We start from the raw sequence: 17,434 nt of genomic DNA on the forward strand, positions 1-17,434 counted from the left end.
TAAGCATTCGCCGAGGACCGCAGTTTCAGGCCTTCTTTCGAGACCGGCGCTTCCATTTCGCAGCCAGAGCCTCGACGTTTTTGCCGAGATTTCTGGCATCGACCTGGCTGGGGTCGTAGTCTGAACTTCCCCACCATTCCAGCAGTTCTTGATGTCGCTCATGGTTGACGTCGGCAATAGCCTCACGGAACTGTTCATAGCCCCAAGGGCCGCCAACATCCTCAGGCGGGCACCTTCCGACAGCCTCGAGAAGGAACGGATCATCAAAGCCGGGGGTAGCCGGAAAGGTCTTTTCGATTTTCACTGTGTGCGTCCAGCCGTCGCCGAAGTCATAGAGATACTTGAATGACTTCGCGCCGATATCTTCGATGGCGGCAAGAAGCGTTTCCTTGCGAGCATCGATGGGGTCATCAAAGCCGCCATCAGGCACGCCGAATCCGATGTCACGGATCCTGAACTCATAGAGATGACTGTTGGTCCAGCCGAAAGCTTCCTGGAGAACATCATGAAGCCGGTCGAGCCGAATGCGGAACGGCACGACAACGCGCCGCATCACCAAGGGGTCGACATCGTCAAGCGTAATTTTCAGGCGAACGAGAGGACCAGCCATCAGGCCGCCTGTTGCAGAGATTTTGTTGCGGGATTCCGCCAATTCCAGGGGAGAAGTTCATCGAGCCGGCTGGCAGGATGATCGGCGATGCGGGCGAGAACATCTGCAAGCCAGGTCTGTGGATCAATGCGGTTCATTTTCGCAGTGACGATCAGGCTGTAGATTGCTGCCGCCCGTTGTCCCCCTCGATCGGAACCGGCAAATAGCCAGGCTTTTCGTCCGAGAGCGACACCGCGCAGCGATCGCTCCGCGCAATTGTTCGACAAGCAGATACGGCCATCGTCGAGGAAGCGGGTGAAGGATTCCCAGCGGTTCAGCATATAGTCAAATGCCTTTGCCAGGTCGTTGTCGCGCGGCAACCTGGCGCGGTGTTCGCGTATCCATATTTCCATGTCGTCGATCAACGGCTTTGATAATTGCTGGCGGATTGCCTTCCGCTCATCGGCAGTGTGGCCATTGATCTGGCGTTCGATGTCGAACAGCGCGTCGATCCGCTGCACCATGTTCAAGGCGATTGGTGAGATAACGGCGGCACTTTTACCCTGCGCTTTTCGGCGCGCATTGGCCTCCAGATCGGCTTGCGCAAAGAATGGCCGCCTGGCATGTGCCCAACACGCCGCCTCATAAATCGGGCCCGGACTTCGATCAGGAAGATAGAGCTGGCCATAGCCCGTATAGGCGTCCGCCTGAAGGATACCGCTATAATTGGCCAGATGTGCCTGTGGATGTTCGCCGGCCCGGTCCCGGGAATAATAGAACATCACCGATGGTGGGGCCGTTCCGCCAAACGGACTATCGTCCCTGACATAGCTCCATATTCGACCGGTGACGGTTTTGCCGAGAGAAAGAACCGGCACGGTCGTGTCATCACCGTGGATCCGTTCAGACGCGAACGTATGGCTTTCAATCCGCCGCACCAGCGGGTCGAGAACCTGGCAGCACGCGCCAATCGCGTCTGCTGCAGTCGACAGACTGATCGGCACACCTTCCAGGGCAAAACGTTCGACCTGGCGATTGAGGGGAATGTGCTGGCCGAACTTGTCGCAGAGCATCATCGCCAAAAGCCCCGGACCAGCCCACCCTCTCGGTATGACATGGAAGGGTGCAGGTGCCTGGCTGATCTTCTCGCAGTCACGGCAGGTGAACTTTTCCCGCACCGTCTGAATGACCTTCCAGCTCCGCGGTACGCTCTCCATCGTTTCGGTGATGTCTTCGCCGAGCTTGCGAAGCCGTTCACCGCCACAGCAACTGCAGGCAACCGGCCCTGGCACCACGACACGCTCACGCGGCAGATGCTCCGGAAAGGGCTTCTTGACCGGCCGCTTGCGCGTAAAGCCGGTGACCGCAATCGCAGATGCTGCAGCAACGGCCATTTCAGCGGCAAGCTCATCTTCGGTTGCCGTCGCTTCGGCGTCCTCAAGCATCAGTTCCATCTGCGCAACCAGCCGTGCCGTCCGTTCCGACTTCTGACCGCGCAGTTCCCGTTGCAGCTTTTCGATATAGACTTTCTGGCGAAGAATGATGGCCTGATCGTCGGCCTCCCTGGCCTTGGCAACAGCCAATTCGGCCAAAGCAGCAGCACGCTCCGCCCGCGCTGTCGCCAATTCTGCTTCAAGAGCAGCAGCATGATCGCGGTGATTTTCGAGGCCGGGTTCCATGCTCGAAGTGAATCACAAAACCCCTGATTTGCATAGCTTTTCTTGATGCCAATCGCGGCAAATCCCGGCCAAAAATCGCTATCCAGCGCTCGTCGGACGCCATGTCTGCTGCGGGTTTCGCCAGTCAATTCCCTCAAGCAAATAGGACATCTGGCCAGCCGTCAGCGCAATCGCTCCGCCCTCAGTCACCGGCCAAATAAAACGGCCGCGCTCGAGCCGCTTTGCATATAGCGAAAGCCCAATTCCGTCATGCCAAAGAGCCTTGATCAGTCGACCACTTTTCCCGCGGAAAACAAAAACGTCCCCCTTGAACGGATCACGACCAAGACCCTCCTGCACGATCAGAGAAAGCCCCTGCATTCCCTTGCGCATATCGCAATGGCCGCTCGCAATCCAAACCCGCACGCTCGAACTGATCGGGATCATTTGAGCGCGCGCATCACTGCTGCGGCAAGATCACAAGGCGCCCCGGACGCAATCCTCACATTGATACCGTTCGCAAAGTCCACAACGATGGTCGCCGCACTACCATCGCCGCTGCCAGGCACGTCCAACACAGTCGCCGGCAGGAAAGCCGGCCCATCTTTCACAGTCAGCGCTTGGCGCCGCCACGTGTACAGCAGCCCTGTCGAAACATCAAAACGACGCGCTACCTCCGAGACATTTGCCCCTGGAGCAAATGCTGTCTCCAGAATTTCCAGCCGTTGGTCCGGTGACCAACGACGACGCCGTTCTTGACCCGTCAGCAAAATGGCCTGTGCCATAGTTCCTCATTGCGCTCTTAAATCCACTCTCAAGAGCGCAAAATCACGGTATCGCCAAAAACTCGCAAGGCGGTCCACGCCGGAGGGATACAAAGCTTCGCGTTTCCGCCGGTTGCTCCCACCACGCCATTTGGCTTATCAAAAACAGCCGAGGCTCTAATCGCAGCCGGATGAAACTTCAGTGGCAGGTCAGCTCGCAATCCATAGCGCTGCGCAACTTCATTGACTGTCGTCCCAGGCCTCAAGCTTTCCGAAACGATCTTCGCCTTGACCTCGTTCGGCCAATGTCGGTGAACCTCACGTCCAGGCTTCCTGGTTGTGAGAAACTCCAATGTAGTCTCCATGGAGAAACTCCCGTTCTTCATCCATGGAAAGTCGATCACAGATCAGACGGCGGCTGCCAATGTGAGGTCAGACCACCGATTACGTTTGAAGGGTTCAGATCACTGCCAAAAGACCATGAACCGAACCTCAGATCCGGATGACTGGTGGTATCAGCTCGCCAGGATTTTAATCAAATCTTCCGCGACGTTGTCCCAGCTTCTCAAATTGCTGGTTTTAATTTTTTCTTCGAGGGCGACTCTAACCTCAGGCTGACAAATAAGCTCTTTACATGCTGCCTCGATACTATCGATCGAATTCGGATCGCAGTATTTTACCAAGTCGCCACCTACCTCGGGTAAGGATGTCGTGTTGGATATGACCGCGGTCTTTCCGTAAGCAAGGGATTCACCAACCGGTAACCCCCAACCTTCATAAATGCTGGCCATAATAGTAAAGGAGCAATTGCGGTAGAGAAAGGCTAGTTCGGTATCCGACGGCCGATCTACCACTTGAACCCAGCCATGCAGATTTCCTGTTCCCTTGAGAAATGTGTCGAATTCGTATCTCAACCAGCCGGATCCGCCTGCGAATACCAGACGAGGGACTTCTATTCCCTTCAATTCGGACAATCTGGCCCATGCGTTGGCAATTCTCCAGCCATTTTTGCGTGGTTCAATGGAGCCTACGCAAAGGACAAAGGGGATTGTAGCGACACTGCGAATTTCGTCCCGTAAAGCACCGACTTCTTCAATATGAGCATAATCAGCGTATCGTTCGTTGACGATATGATCATCCGCGCCGCTCGGGAGCCCGGTTATTTTCGCAGGCAAACCTTCCTGAGCCAATGGCAGGGATCGACTTGGTATGTTGATGCCTTTGCTTTGCAGGAACTTGTCAAGATCGGTCTTCGTCGAATCCGATATTGTAATGTAACAGGTTGTATAGTCGAAGCTTTCAACAAGCGCATTGTAGAACATATTTGGCATATTTCCCGCCGTTACATGCGGCATGACGACAGGAACCAGATCGTATACGAAAGTGTGGACTTTGAGACCTAGCGTTTTCGCTTTCCGGAATATTTCGGAATGTTTTGGAAGCCAGGAACTGTCGATGACAATTAAGTGATCTCCCGGCCGGGCCAAGTCAAAGAAATCCAAAAACTCGACACTTTCTACAGGTTTCGGGGTCGGGCGCCGCAATTCTTTCCAAGTTTTAGCGGTCAGACTATATTTCGTAAAGCGTCGGTCCATGTTCATCACGGCGAAAAAATCAAACTTCAAACGATGGAATAGATACTTGTGTTTCTTCGACTTGTATTTCTCTATCGGTGCAAGATACGACCCAGCGACGCCCTTTTTGCCCATCGCCGCAGCAAGAGATGCGGGTGATCGGAAGCAAAGTGGGTCAATATCGGTCAGTTTTATGCACTTATACTTTCCGAACCCTCTTTCCAGAAACGAGATGTGCGCATTTTCGCCGCCGAGAATGCGCAGATATTTCTCAATTACCGTTGCGACAACCCGCTGAATTCCCGAGTAGCGTTCAAAAGCTCTAACATACTCGTGTAGAGCGGATACATCAAAAAAGTATCTCGTAGTGTCTTTTTCTTGATGATTTGAATTCATGTTTAGGTTCTCTTTGAGGGCGGCGTTGGCTTCAGAGGTGTGCAATCTCGAAAGTCGAGAATTTGAATTTGATGGAGTAGAGAAGCATGCCGTCAATTGCTCAGAATATTTGTGACAACATAATCTCACTTTTCTCGGTTAGAGATTGGCAGAGTTATGCCACATGTCTGGCAGTTTCGTGCAGACCATATCGACATGATTTGCTGGCGCATTTCCCCAATGGCGAATGAACCGTTCAACCATACTCTCCCACACATCCGGTCTGTCAACATGATGCAACTCTGGGGACACCTGACACAATTTCAAACCGGCTGCTTTGAGCACGTTGATTGTTTCCTGAGGCAACGGATTGCCAGTAAATGAATCCAACCAAACCCAATCGATCTTCTTGTCCTGTTGGCGGAGATGAGACACCAAATTCAAAGCAGTCTCGACGCTTTCAATCTCGGACACGCGAACAGCAAATTTTGACAACCCATTGAGGGCGAATTTTCGGATGTAAGGAAGGCTCTCATCGAGGATAAAGTATTCTTTGACGTTATGTTTTTCCAAAATTGGTATTAACTTGGGCTCCAGGCCTTCCTCTTTCACATTTGCAATGAGGAATGAATGCTTGTACTCTCTGAGCCACTCGTCCAATGTTACGGCGTCGTTATTGAAAGGATCATGGAATACAACAATCTTGTCCCCATGGTTACGTAGATCAATTTCTACACCATATGTATTTGGTGTAGCAACGAGTTCTTGGATCAGATTTTGACGATGCTTTATTATAATCATACCCGGTCATCCCGTTTTAATATTAATGATCTGCGCAGGTCGAAAATATATGCTACCGTTCGGCGAATTAGCTTCATTTTGGTTTTCCAGCTGCCACCGCCTTTGGCAACGCCATGTATCCGTTCTGCGAAAATAACCGGAACTTCCACAATAGAATATTCGTTCACTTGGGCCTGATAGAGCAGAAACAGGTCTAGGGAGAAGTCGTGAGGCGCCTTTTCACTGATGAAATTTTGGTAGAAGCTACGAGGGAAAATCTTGGGTTGGGCGTTTACATCGCTAAGCCGGACCCGCAGAGCGAACTCTGCTAGAACCTGCATGCCGAACGTGAAGAAGGCTTCCAGAAAGCGTCTGTTCTTTCGTCGGCCTTTTACAATGACCTTCGGGTTTTCATATTGACGCAGTCGGTCAAAGCCAACCAGAACATCATTGGGGTCGGTTTGCATATCCGCGTGAGTCCAGGCAAGAACATCTGCATCTGTAGAAGCCAGTCCAAAGAGGATCCCGTAACCATATCCCTGATTTTTGGGGACCTTTACAGAGCGAATTGGCGAACCAGCTTCAAGTGTGTTTGCGAGCACGGCATCGGACCCATCGGTGGAGCCGTTGTCGACCAAGATGACGTCTACATCGTTTCGTTCCCCAATCGTTTCCCTCAAGCGGGAGATAATCAGAGGAATATTGTCTCGCTCGTTGTAACAGGGAATTATAATCGCGAGCTTCATCGTGTCCAAGGCTCCCTTGCCGTGAACTCCGTCCAGTAGGACAAAGTATTCTCATAGGCCTTATAGTCCTCTGGCGTACCCCAACAAATGTACCGCGATATTTCTGTTACACGGACGTCTGCATTGGCGTTCACCATATATTTGAATACCTGATCGACATAAAATTCATTGTTGATGCGGTCATTTGCAGCAATCATCTCATCGGCAGTTTTCACAAAATCGCTGCCTCGACGAAACCAGAAAGTCCCCACCACGGCATGGTCGTTTACCGGGTTGCCGCTAATTGGCTGTTTTATTGAAACCCCCGTAACCTTGTCTCCTTGCACCCTGATCCAGCCATAGGATTTCGGATTTTGAAGAACGGCTTCATTATTACGAAAGGTGAATATAAGGGCATCGGCTGATTGGGCTTGCTCTTCGAAATATTCCCGCGACACGTCCATGCCGTTGTCGCATGCGGCGATTAGCAGGGGTTCATCATTGTCAATCACTTCGCGCGCTAGGAGGCAGGTGCTCGCCTGCCCCTCGGTGAGCCTCTCGATCGAAATGAATTGAGCGTGGGGAAACCTTTTTTTCAAAATGACATCGACGCCATCTTGAAGGTGGAAGTCGCGGACAATGAAAATCAGCTTTGTATCTCTTCCGGCAGAATTGACAGGCAAATCGTCAACGGCCGCGACCACCATCGGGACTGTTTCGTTGCGCAACCTGCTGGATACAGGAATGACGGGTTTATGCTGGGTGTATCCAGCAACGGAGAAGCGCGAACCGGCGCCAGCCATGGGGATGAGGATGTTCACGGCAAACGCCTCCGTGCGACGGAATTCCAATAGAGATATTCATCTAGATCCTCAGGCGTTCCCCACTGGCAAAAATAGTCGATGTTCGCCGGCACTCCTACACGCAGCCCGTCTCTTACAAGGTGATTGTAGATCATGCTGACGTAATATTCTCCATTGAGTGAGTCGTCCGCGGCCATCAGGCGATTTCCATAGTCCTTCAAAAGTCGCCCCGAACCGAAGAAATAAACGCCTGGCGAATGAAGGGTTTTGGTTTTGTCGGCTTCGAAGGAGTGTTTTTCCCTGATTTCAGATAAAAGTCCGCTATCGTTGATACGACAACTCGCATAAAGATTTTTTGCTGGCAGAAGGTGAGGGTGGAAACCGGTGTAGCATGGTATCGCGCCGGCGAAGTTTCCGGCGTCGAGGTATTGCAGAAACGCAGCATAATCCCAACTCATGTAATAGTCGCAATAACTGACCAAAACTGGGGAATTATCATCTATTTTATCCGCAGCGGCCATCAACGCTGCCACCGGACCGAGTTTTTCGCCCTTGATAGTCGCAATCTCACCCTTCGGCTTCAATTCTTTCAGAACGGACGCCATGCGCGTCTGTTCAATATGTTCCTCCCTGCAGATGAAGAGTGGAGTTTCTTCACCTGGAAACATGCGTAGGACCCATTCTATCATAGGTCTTCCGTGAACCTTAATCAGGGGTTTTGGGTCCGTGTACCCAACCCTTGCAAACCTGGACCCAAGACCAGACATGGGGATCACTAACTGTAATTTCATTCGGTTATCAGCCTCTGCCTATACTTTTCCGTCTCAAGGTTCAGCAACACGTCTTTCTCTGAGCTTCTAATGAAATTGACCGTTAATCCCAATTTTATAATATTATGAAGTATAAAATCGCAGGCGAGCATTGTTTGTCGTCCGGCGCGACTATGCGCCAAGTCTATATTACTCTGATAAACCGCTTGATCGGGGAAAAGAAGCCCGTAGCGAAACGAGGGAGGAACCGCGACATCCGCAGCCGGGAACTGAAGTCCTCCATTGAAATGTTCTCGTATCTTATCGTTTACTGATTGATGCAGGATCGATGCATTTTTTTCATCGTCGGCCCATACGATCAGCCCATGATTTTGCAAAAATAGAATCTGCTGATCCAATTTGTTGGTGCGCGCCATTATGGCCTTCGTCAAATGCAAACCTGGTGTTTCGTACTCAATCCATAAGGCATGTGGGAAGAGCTTGCCAATGATCGCTGGACCTTCCTCCGAACAATTGAGGATGTTCGACCATACAGAATGGCTGTGTACCACACATCGACCGAGAAGCGCGTGAAAGCCGGTCTCAATGGATGGCCTCACCGTCTTGTCGGCGCTGAAAGAGCTTTCGGCTAGCAGTTCACTATAGGCTCCTTCAGTTTCGCATGTCGACAAGCCCGCCTTCACCTGGCGCCAATTGACTGCCAAAAAGCCGCTTTCTGCGTCCACTTCGGCAAGCGAGCGACCAGACGCCTTGATGTACATTTCATCATCATTCACCTTCAGTGACGTGTTTCCGCCGCCACCTTGAATATATCCGACCTCGCTTCCTAATTGGCGAGAAATTGTTACCAGCGTTTGAAGGTCAGCTACCATATTCTGATTCCCAGCCGTGAAAGATGCAATAACCAATCAAAAGTTGCATTAGGCCCTGCCAGCCGCCACGCCACTTCGGATCGTAGATACCGAACTGCTGTAGACCCTCAACATATTTTTCGCCGAGCGCGAGAATATCCTCGACTTCCGGAGGGCGATCAAAGTCCAGAACTTGCAAGTCGTTCTCGTCATAATAGTGGCTGACTGCGCCTGGCAGCATTTCCAGGAGATCTGTGATGATGGGGTCAAGGAAATATTTATTGGACAGCGTGACGCGCAGCCATTCGTCAGCCGCGATCTCAGGGTTTCCTATGTCCTCTGCCGCTATGGCTTGGCGCAACATGTGGGAAACGATTATGTCTGCATACCGCTCCTGAGTGACGATATATTTCTCGGAATCCTTCCTTCTCTCTTCAATGGATCGGATAACTTTTTCCTTGGTGTAGTTCCGCTTTTTCATGTCGCGAACGACTTTGCGATGGAGAAGCAAAGTGGGATCCGGCTTTACGAATATTTTCAGGTCAAATAAGTCTCGGGCAGGTTTTAGATAAAACGAGTGAAGCCCTTCCATGACCATCACCGGACGAGGGCTTATCGGCAACTCGTTGGTGAATTTTCCGGTATTGTGGTCGTAGTGCCTGCGCCAGATCAGCTTGTTTTCGCGAAGAAGCTTCAGGTATTGAAGTTCGTTGTGAAGCTCGTTTGCACGTGGGTCCAAATGCGTCAGTTCATGCCATTGGGAATGTCCGCGTTGCCATTTATGCATGTCGTCGCCGCAGATGACGGCAAGCTGCGAGACCCCAAACAAATCTTGGATACAGGAGGAGATGGTTGACTTTCCAGCTCCGGAGTCGCCTGCAATACCAAGCATAAACGGGCGCGCCATGATGCTGCGGCGCTGAGGGATATAGACGCCCTGATAAAAGACGACGACACAATTGACAAGCAGCAGGGTCTGCAAGCCTGTGAATGCGGAATTGAGTGCGATGGGCGCATCAATTCCCAGGCGGGATAAAGTCGCGTACAGAGATTCGCGAGTGACAAAATCTCCAACCTGCAAGAGTGTCGTGAAATCCGAATCGATAATGAGAGCGAAATATAAAAAGTACGCAGCCTGCAAGGCAATTATAACCGGAAAGTATGATCTTGGTGATCTTACGTAAAAATAGATGAAAAACGGCAGTACCCAGTAATACCATCCCTGAGACGGCGGGATGAACAAGAGTATTATTCCAAATGAAAATCCAATAAATATCAGGAATACATCTCGATTCCTTATCTGGATGTGTGTGGCATATATGATGAGCGCCATAAGAAGGGCGGGGATGAGGTAGAATTCGACTCCATTGCTCAGTGAAAATGCGGCAAGCCCAACCTTGTTTTGCTGAGCGTTCATAAAAACCATATGAATGAAGCCATCGCTTAACAAATATGGTGCGTTTATAATCAAGAAGGAGAGACACATGGTCACGCCATATTTGAGTACCGGTGCAAATCGTGTGTGATCTTGCCAAAGATAAACCAGCACGAACGGGGCCATGAGCAGCATGTGCATTTTTGTGGAGATGGCCAACCCGAGAATGAGTGCTGAAATGAATGAGCGGTTTGAAAACAGAAAATAGGTGGACAGAATAGCGAGAGCCACCGGCACTGCATCGAGTTGGCCATGTAGATAGTTAATATAAAATAATAAAGGTGATGCCCAGTACAGCCATAAGACCAATTCAACCCGTCGCCGATGCCAGCGGCTCAGGGTTATAAATATAGCTATATCTGCCAACAGAATTGGAATTCGATATATAAAAAGTTCAATATTTAGCAGATTGTAATTTAAGCCGATTTGGCTCAGTAGCCAATGCGGAAATGCCATAATGTATAGCATAGCTGCGGGGTACGGAAAATTGGTAGTGTTTCCTGAACTCCAAAATAAATCATAGGGATTTACTGATGGAGATGAGGCGAAACTGCCAAGAAATGGAATAAATAGCTTTGTCAGGTATTCAGAGCCAAACAAACACGACGCAATAATTTTCAAGGCTAGTATGAACCAGAAAGCCTTTGAATGAGTGATGGTAGCTGTCCATCCTAACACTCGAATTCTCAGATTATCCCCGGTTTTCTGGATATGACTAATCATCGGAACACCAAATAGCGTAGGCCCACGAAATTAGTGCATGTCGTCAATACGATGGTAAAGAAATTTGCAATTAAAGGATGAACCTGCATTCCTGTTACAAGAAACTTCAAAACCAAAATTCCCGCTATCATTGATAGTGCATAAACGACAAAATAGCTCAGCACCAATCGAAGGCTGGACGCCTCCTGCTTTCCGAAAGCCCACCTTTTGTTAAAATAGTATCCAAATGCTACACCGGAGAGGAATCCAGCTACGAAGGCAATGGAATACGTGTAGCCAAAAACAGTGAACAGAAGGACGTAGACGGAGTAGTTAACGAGAGTTGAGATGCCGCCAACGATCAGGAACTTGAAAACAGGGCTATTGGTTATTCGGTTCGAAATCATCGCGCTCATTGGTCTTGCAGCTTGATCAATCGAGCCTGGATGCCTGCTGCAAGAGCTCCCTGGACGTCTTTACTAAAACTATCACCCAACATGATAGTGTGCTTAGTGGAAGTCCCCAACTTTTCCAATCCTTTAAGGAACATCCTTGGATCCGGTTTTTCGGCTCCGATTTCTTCAGACGTTACGAGTGAAGAAATTGCTCCATCTATTCCGAGTGCATGCAACTTTTTAATTTGAACATGCGCGGTCATATCTGTGACGACACACACAGGCAAATTTCTTGCGGCACAACGAATGAGAAACGCGTCCGCAGACGCATCAATCTTCATGTTGGATAGAAATGTCGTCCAATAGACTTCATCGAGGTCGAGGGCTGCCGAAAACGGTCGTGGAACCTTCGCATCTTCGCACATCATCTGGAAGGCGAAGAGACGTGAACGGCATACACCCTGTGGATATAGTCGAGCTGTTACGAGGTTCCTCGCTTCACGATACGTTTGATTATAGGCTAGCTCCGAGAGGCCTAAGCTATTTCTGGCAAAACATTGAGCGAGAGCTGCTTGATGGCACGGCTCATAGCGATACAGCGTATCATCCAGATCGAGCAACACGCCTTGATACCGATCGATATCGATATCCGCGTATTCCACAGGCTGTTTCAAGATATGCTCTATTGTTTCCGACTGTGGAGCAGAGGTGTTCATTGATTTTTTCGCGCAGTTAGAGTCTTGAAGAGGGTGTATCAGCTTAGTTTTTTAAGAAAAAGGTGGACTGATACTCGGTTCAATAACTTGGATATCTCCATTATACGCTCCTGCCATGGAGTTGTGCTGATCGTGTAACGGTTACATGAAGTTTTAAACTACACGTCATTCAATGCATCAAAGGTAGCGTTCTCACCTTTTACCACCTAGACCATTCGCCGAACAACATCTAGAAAATTTTTATATATGCCGTGCTCAATGAAAATCACACCCGCTTATGCGGCCTGATAGACGTCCGCAGTTCCACCAGCCGCTCCAGCGTCTCAAGGCTTCGTTCAGGGCAGGCGGCGGAAAGGGCAAGGGCCATGGTTTCCATGGCGATGAAGGTGGGGGCGTGGAGCGCCACGCCTTCGTTTTTGGCGCGGGGCAGGAAGAGACTGGCGTTGGCGTGTTTTTTGAGCACGCTGTCTTCCTGGCCGAGCAGCATGATGATCGGGATGTCGAGGCGGCCGGCCTCGGCTATGGCGGTCTGGGCTTCGCGGTGGGCGCGGCCGTGCAGGAGCATGATGAGGACGTGGCCGTTTTCAAGCTCGAGCAACTGTTCGGCAAGCGCGATGCCGGTGGCGTTGAGCGCATAGGAATGGACGCCCGAGCGTTGGAATAGCCTTGCCGCATAGGTGGCGATGATGCCGGAGGCGCCGATGCCGAGAACGCCGATGCCGCGCGCTTGCGAGAGGAGCCGCACGGCCGCCGCCATGGCTTCGCGGTTTTCTGCGCTTGAAAGCATCTCCAGCGTGTTTTTCTGATTGTCGAGCACGAAATCTATCGCGGCATCGCAGTTGCCGGATATGGATTTTGTCGTCGCCGCCATTTTTTCGACGGGCGAATCCGTCACGCCCAGATAGGCCTCCAGCGTTTCCTTGAGATCGACCAGCCCCTGGAAGCCAAGCGCCTGTATGGCGCGGATGACGGTCGCATCGGATGTATTGGTCTCGAAGCCGATTTCCAGCGCCGATTTGGCGAGAACCGCATGGCGGTGGCCGTCAATATATTCGGCAACGGCAAGCAGGCCCGGCGACAGGCGGTCGCGGCGCTTGCGCAGCTGCTCGCCGAAACGGTCGGTGCGCCGAAGCCTTGATGTATGGGTTTCGCCAGCCGGCATGAATTCTTCCGTGAAGCTGAGTTTTCTACTCTTCTTCACGAATTAGCAGCGCGCCACGCCGGCAGGCAAGCGCTTTTGTCCGTAGTGGTGGTTGCTGTCACTTTTCCTGCGCTGGCCGCACCGTCAAATGGGACTGGACGGCGGAGACCATGAGGCTGAGTGCGGCATAGGAGTTGGAAATCGCTTCTTCGCGCGGCAGGAGGATGTACCGACCGTTGCGGCAGGCCTCAAGAAAATTGCAGAAGCCCGGCATCACGGCTTCCATCATGTCGATTTCCGCCTGCGGCGAAGCGCCGGTATCGGAGCGATAGGGATCGAAGATGATATCGGCATCGAGTTCCGGCAGGCGTTCGGCGCTGATCTCGATACGGTCGCCATCCGGAATGGCGTCGATGATGGCGGGGAAACGAAACCCCGCATCCCGCAGCACCCGCCCGAGCGCGCGATAGGTGTGGTAGACGCTGATCTTGCCGTTGAGCGGCTGGAACACCGAAACGGTAATGGCGCCGGTATCGACAGATGCCTTCAGCGCCTCGATCTGTGCCCGATAGCGCCGGTCCAGCACGGCAAGACGCGCCTGCGTGCCCGTCAGCTCGGCCAGCACTTTGTAAATATGCGGTGCGCCGTCTTTGGTATTGTCGATGGCGACGGTGGGTGCGATCTGCGTCAGTTTTTCAACGGGAGTGGCGCGATCAGGTTCGGTCAGGATGAGATCGGGCTTGAGGGCGATAATCGCCTCCAGATCGGCATTGATGGAGCCGATATAGGCGATGTCGCTATTGTCGAAATCAACACCGGTCAGAATGGCGCTGGAGCGCAGATAGGGTTTGCCGTCCGCCCCCATGCGGCCATGGCTGCCCACAGGCGTCACGCCCAGCTCGATCAGCGGAATGGTGAGGTCGATATCGTGCAGCGTCACGATACGTTTCGGCTTTGCCGGAATGGAAACGCTGCGGCCGAGGTCGTCGGTAAAGCTTCGGCTGGTCTCCTCGGCTTGAGCGGTGACTGTGCCGAGGAGAAAAGCGGCGGCAGGGAGAAGGGCGAGAAGTGTTTTGCGCATGGGGGGACCTATAGGCGATGCCGATGAAACCAGAGAAGGGCAAGCAGCGTGGGTGCGCCGACGGCGGAAAGAACGAGGCCGGTCGGCAGCTCCAGCGGTGAAAAGGCGGTTCGCGCGATGGTATCGGACGCTGCGACCAGAATTGCGCCTGTCAGGCCTGCACCCATGACAACCCCGGGATAGGAGCCACCGGGCAACAGAAGCCGGGCGATATGCGGCCCGATCAGGCCGACAAAACCGATGCTGCCGGTGAAGGAAACGCAGGCTGCGGTGAGGGTGACGGCAAGCGTGACATGAAGCATCGAAAGGAGACGGCCATGGACGCCAAGCGCCGTCGCCGCGTGATCGCCGAGCGCCTGCACCTCGGCGGCGCGCGCTGTCAGGAGCAGAAGGCCAAGGGCGATGACGAGGACGACGGAGAGGATTGAAACGGCGGACCAGCTTGCGCCCTGCAGATTGCCGGCCATCCAGATCATCGCTGTCTGCAAATTGCGAATATCGAGCGATGCCATGAGGATAAGCAGCAAAGCTGATAAAAACCATGAAAAGCCGATGCCGGTCAGCACGAAGCGCAGGCGCGAGGTGGCGCCGGAGAGCGTGAGAACGATTATGGCACTTGCCATGCCGCCGGCAATGCCCGCAACGGGGCGCAACATGACCGGCAGGGAAGGCAGCAGGAACAGGCAGCCCAGCACGGCAAGGGACGCACCTTCGCGCACGCCGAGCAGGCCGGGATCGGCAAGGCCGTTGCGGGTCGTGGCCTGCATGATGGCGCCGGCAATGCCGAGCATGGCGCCGGCCACCATCGCAAGCGCCAGACGCGAGAGCCGGAAGTCGAGAACCACGACCGCGTCGGTCATGGCGGGATCGGTGTTGGTTGCGGAGACAAGCGACCACAGGGCGGCGGTGGGGATATGCTGGCTGCCGGCGGTGAGCGACCACAGGGCGACAAGCATGAGGCAGAGGAAAAGCGCCAGCAGAATGGCGAGCCGCGACGGCATGACGCGGACGGAAAAGCGCCCCAGTCGGAGAACCCGGTAACGGTTCATTTCAGCACCCTGCGCACCAGCCAGAGAAAGACCGGCGCGCCGACAAGGCCGGTCATCGCGCCCGTCGGTAGTTCTTTGGGCAGGAGAATGAGGCGGGCGGCGAGATCGGCGGCGATCAGGAGAACCGCGCCGCCGAGTGCTGCGATGGGTATCGCAAGCAGAAGCCGCCCCGTTTTCAGGCGCGCGACGAGCGGCGGCACCACCAGGCCGACGAAGCCGATGGGGCCGACGACGGCGATGGCCGCGCCGCAGAACAGCGATATGGAGACAAGCGCCAGAATCCGGGTCGAACGGACCGGCACGCCGAGCGCTGCAGCCGCGCTGTCGCCCAACCCCAGAAGATCGAGCCGGGGAGCGACGGCGAAAGCGAGGATAAGCGCGATCGCGGCCGCGGGCAGGGCGGGGGCGATGGTTGTCATGGAAACGCCGGCGGTGTCGCCCACCAGCCAGAAACGCATCTGCTGCAATGTTTCTTCATTGAGAATGAGGATGGCGGAGGTGAGGGTTGCGGCAAGCGTGGAAAGCGCAATGCCGCAAAAGACGAGTTTTGCCGGTGTCAGCCCCTGCCGCCCGGCGGAAGCAAGGAGAAGTACGAGCGAGAAGCTGATCCCCGCGCCCGTCGCCGCCAGCAATGGGCGGAACAGCGGCGTTGCAATCAGCCCGAGCGGCATCACTGTCGCGAGAACGACAGCGAGGCTTGCCCCGGCATTCAACCCCAGAATATGCGGCTCGCCGAGCGGATTTCGAAGCAGGGTTTGCAGCAGAAGCCCCGCTGTTCCAAGGCAGGCCCCGGCCTGCATCGCAGCCAGCAAACGCGGCAGGCGCAGGCGCATCAAAACCTGCTGGTCGAAATTGCGGGCGTCATAAGCAAATATCAGGTCTTGCAGAACGTGCGGCGCAATGGGGCGCGGGCCGGTGGCCATATGCGCCAGCACCAGAAGCAACAGGGCAAGCAGCAGGAGAAGTGCTGCCGCAAGTGTGCGGCTATATGCCCGCTCTCGAAGGGCAAGGGTGCTTGCGCTGCTGGTGCCGGTAAGGTTCATGCCGCGCCGGCCCGTCCGGGCAGGGGAAGAAATACCGGCCGCGCCGTCACCGGATGCGTGAGTTGGGCAGCTGCCATATCGAAGACATCGGCAATGATGCCGGCATCGCAGGCCGCCGCCGTTTCCAGCCGGTGTCGCAGCCGCCCGTCTTTCAGGAAAATCAGGTGATCGGCATATTGCAGGGCGAGATTGATGTCGTGCAGCACCGCGACGATCGTGCGGTTGTGGCGGATGACGAGGCCCGCCAGCATGTCCAGCACCTCTATCTGGTGGTGCAGATCGAGAAAGGTCGTAGGCTCGTCGAGAAGAATTATATCCGTCTGCTGCGCCAGCGCCATGGCGATCCAGGCGCGCTGGCGCTGGCCGCCTGAGAGGCTGTCGACTGCTCTTTCCGCCAGTCCGGACATGCCCGTCACGGAAAGCGCCTCTTCCACAGCGCGGGCGTCTTCCTCGCTCCATTGCTTCAGAAATCCCTGATGCGGGTAACGGCCGCGGGAGACGAGATCGAAAACCGAAAGCCCCTCCGGCGCATGGTTCTGCTGCGCCAGCATGCCGAGCTTTTTCGCCACCTCCTTGGTCGGGTGGCGGAAGATATCGCTGCCGTTGAGAAGAATATGGCCCCGTGCGGGCCGGTGCAGGCGGGCAAGCGCGCTGAGAAGCGTGGATTTTCCAGAGCCGTTCGGGCCAAGCAGAACGGTGAAGCGGTTCGGTGTGACATCGATGGACATATCCGCAAGCACCGGCGTGTCGCCATAGGCAAGCTCGATTGCCTGCGCCGCAAGGCCTGTATCCGTGCTTATGGGTCTCATGCCGTCGTTCAAATTCGTCACCGTCTGAATGCGTTGCCACCAGAATTATTGATGACTGTAGTAGTCAAGTATATAGCGTTCGAAAAAGCGGTTTTTGCCGGTCGATTTGAACAAAAAGCGGCTGTCATGGGCTGAAATGACACGCCAGGAAGCGCGAATGCACCCTTCGGTACC

18 protein-coding genes and 1 pseudogene are annotated in these 17,434 nt (G+C 53.7%); all 19 read right to left on the bottom strand.

What is annotated here, in order from left to right; genetic code table 11:
* Positions 1 to 25 precede the first annotated feature (25 nt).
* The 19 genes and pseudogenes from AGR7B_RS22770 to AGR7B_RS22860 all read right to left on the bottom strand — a co-directional run bounded on the left by AGR7B_RS22770 (position 26) and on the right by AGR7B_RS22860 (position 17,260).
* Positions 26 to 610, bottom strand: coding sequence for a plasmid pRiA4b ORF-3 family protein (locus tag AGR7B_RS22770; RefSeq protein WP_080857986.1), 585 nt, complete (start codon positions 608 to 610; stop codon positions 26 to 28).
* On the bottom strand, positions 610 to 2,268 hold the full coding sequence (gene tnpC, locus AGR7B_RS22775) for an IS66 family transposase (protein WP_080857987.1): 1,659 nt from the start codon (positions 2,266 to 2,268) through the stop codon (positions 610 to 612). The genes AGR7B_RS22770 and tnpC overlap by 1 nt, the downstream gene beginning before the upstream one ends.
* Positions 2,269 to 2,346: 78 nt before the next feature.
* Complete coding sequence (gene tnpB, locus AGR7B_RS22780) at positions 2,347 to 2,694, bottom strand: IS66 family insertion sequence element accessory protein TnpB (protein ID WP_080857988.1); 348 nt, start codon at positions 2,692 to 2,694, stop codon at positions 2,347 to 2,349.
* Positions 2,691 to 3,032, bottom strand: coding sequence for an IS66-like element accessory protein TnpA (tnpA, locus tag AGR7B_RS22785; protein ID WP_080857989.1), 342 nt, complete (start codon positions 3,030 to 3,032; stop codon positions 2,691 to 2,693). The genes tnpB and tnpA overlap by 4 nt, the downstream gene beginning before the upstream one ends.
* A gap of 206 nt (positions 3,033 to 3,238) precedes the next feature.
* A pseudogene (locus AGR7B_RS26555) lies at positions 3,239 to 3,397 on the bottom strand (transposase); the annotation flags it as partial.
* Positions 3,398 to 3,526: 129 nt separating this feature from the next.
* The gene (locus AGR7B_RS22795) at positions 3,527 to 4,981 is read right to left on the bottom strand and encodes a glycosyltransferase family 4 protein (protein WP_080857990.1); all 1,455 of its coding nucleotides are present in this window, start codon (positions 4,979 to 4,981) and stop codon (positions 3,527 to 3,529) included.
* 138 nt (positions 4,982 to 5,119) lie between these two features.
* Positions 5,120 to 5,761, bottom strand: coding sequence for a PI-PLC domain-containing protein (locus tag AGR7B_RS22800; RefSeq protein WP_080857991.1), 642 nt, complete (start codon positions 5,759 to 5,761; stop codon positions 5,120 to 5,122).
* Positions 5,758 to 6,486, bottom strand: a complete 729-nt coding sequence (locus AGR7B_RS22805) for a glycosyltransferase family 2 protein (protein WP_080857992.1) — start codon at positions 6,484 to 6,486, stop codon at positions 5,758 to 5,760. Before AGR7B_RS22805 ends, AGR7B_RS22800 begins: the two co-directional genes overlap by 4 nt.
* Positions 6,483 to 7,286, bottom strand: a complete 804-nt coding sequence (locus AGR7B_RS22810) for a glycosyltransferase family protein (RefSeq protein WP_080857993.1) — start codon at positions 7,284 to 7,286, stop codon at positions 6,483 to 6,485. The genes AGR7B_RS22805 and AGR7B_RS22810 overlap by 4 nt, the downstream gene beginning before the upstream one ends.
* Complete coding sequence (locus AGR7B_RS22815) at positions 7,283 to 8,059, bottom strand: glycosyltransferase family 2 protein (protein ID WP_080857994.1); 777 nt, start codon at positions 8,057 to 8,059, stop codon at positions 7,283 to 7,285. The genes AGR7B_RS22810 and AGR7B_RS22815 overlap by 4 nt, the downstream gene beginning before the upstream one ends.
* Positions 8,056 to 8,910, bottom strand: a complete 855-nt coding sequence (locus AGR7B_RS22820) for a class II aldolase/adducin family protein (RefSeq protein WP_080857995.1) — start codon at positions 8,908 to 8,910, stop codon at positions 8,056 to 8,058. Before AGR7B_RS22820 ends, AGR7B_RS22815 begins: the two co-directional genes overlap by 4 nt.
* The gene (locus AGR7B_RS22825) at positions 8,900 to 11,047 is read right to left on the bottom strand and encodes a hypothetical protein (RefSeq protein ID WP_080857996.1); all 2,148 of its coding nucleotides are present in this window, start codon (positions 11,045 to 11,047) and stop codon (positions 8,900 to 8,902) included. Before AGR7B_RS22825 ends, AGR7B_RS22820 begins: the two co-directional genes overlap by 11 nt.
* Positions 11,044 to 11,442 carry a GtrA family protein gene (locus AGR7B_RS26560; RefSeq protein ID WP_080857997.1) on the bottom strand — a complete coding sequence of 133 codons (399 nt, stop codon included), beginning with the start codon at positions 11,440 to 11,442 and terminating at the stop codon, positions 11,044 to 11,046. The genes AGR7B_RS22825 and AGR7B_RS26560 overlap by 4 nt, the downstream gene beginning before the upstream one ends.
* On the bottom strand, positions 11,439 to 12,137 hold the full coding sequence (locus AGR7B_RS22835) for an HAD family hydrolase (RefSeq protein ID WP_080857998.1): 699 nt from the start codon (positions 12,135 to 12,137) through the stop codon (positions 11,439 to 11,441). Before AGR7B_RS22835 ends, AGR7B_RS26560 begins: the two co-directional genes overlap by 4 nt.
* A 265-nt stretch (positions 12,138 to 12,402) precedes the next feature.
* Positions 12,403 to 13,299, bottom strand: coding sequence for a MurR/RpiR family transcriptional regulator (locus tag AGR7B_RS22840; protein WP_080857999.1), 897 nt, complete (start codon positions 13,297 to 13,299; stop codon positions 12,403 to 12,405).
* Between the two features lie 97 nt (positions 13,300 to 13,396).
* Positions 13,397 to 14,359 carry an ABC transporter substrate-binding protein gene (locus AGR7B_RS22845; protein ID WP_080858000.1) on the bottom strand — a complete coding sequence of 321 codons (963 nt, stop codon included), beginning with the start codon at positions 14,357 to 14,359 and terminating at the stop codon, positions 13,397 to 13,399.
* A gap of 8 nt (positions 14,360 to 14,367) precedes the next feature.
* Complete coding sequence (locus AGR7B_RS22850; RefSeq protein ID WP_080858001.1) at positions 14,368 to 15,408, bottom strand: FecCD family ABC transporter permease; 1,041 nt, start codon at positions 15,406 to 15,408, stop codon at positions 14,368 to 14,370.
* Entirely contained in the window at positions 15,405 to 16,451 is a 1,047-nt protein-coding gene (locus AGR7B_RS22855) for a FecCD family ABC transporter permease (protein ID WP_080858002.1), read from the bottom strand. Before AGR7B_RS22855 ends, AGR7B_RS22850 begins: the two co-directional genes overlap by 4 nt.
* Entirely contained in the window at positions 16,448 to 17,260 is an 813-nt protein-coding gene (locus AGR7B_RS22860) for an ABC transporter ATP-binding protein (protein WP_208616055.1), read from the bottom strand. The genes AGR7B_RS22855 and AGR7B_RS22860 overlap by 4 nt, the downstream gene beginning before the upstream one ends.
* Positions 17,261 to 17,434: the final 174 nt, after the last annotated feature.

Origin of the sequence: Agrobacterium deltaense RV3, from assembly GCF_900013505.1 — a bacterium.
In the GTDB taxonomy this organism is placed as follows: Bacteria; Pseudomonadota; Alphaproteobacteria; order Rhizobiales; family Rhizobiaceae; genus Agrobacterium; species Agrobacterium leguminum.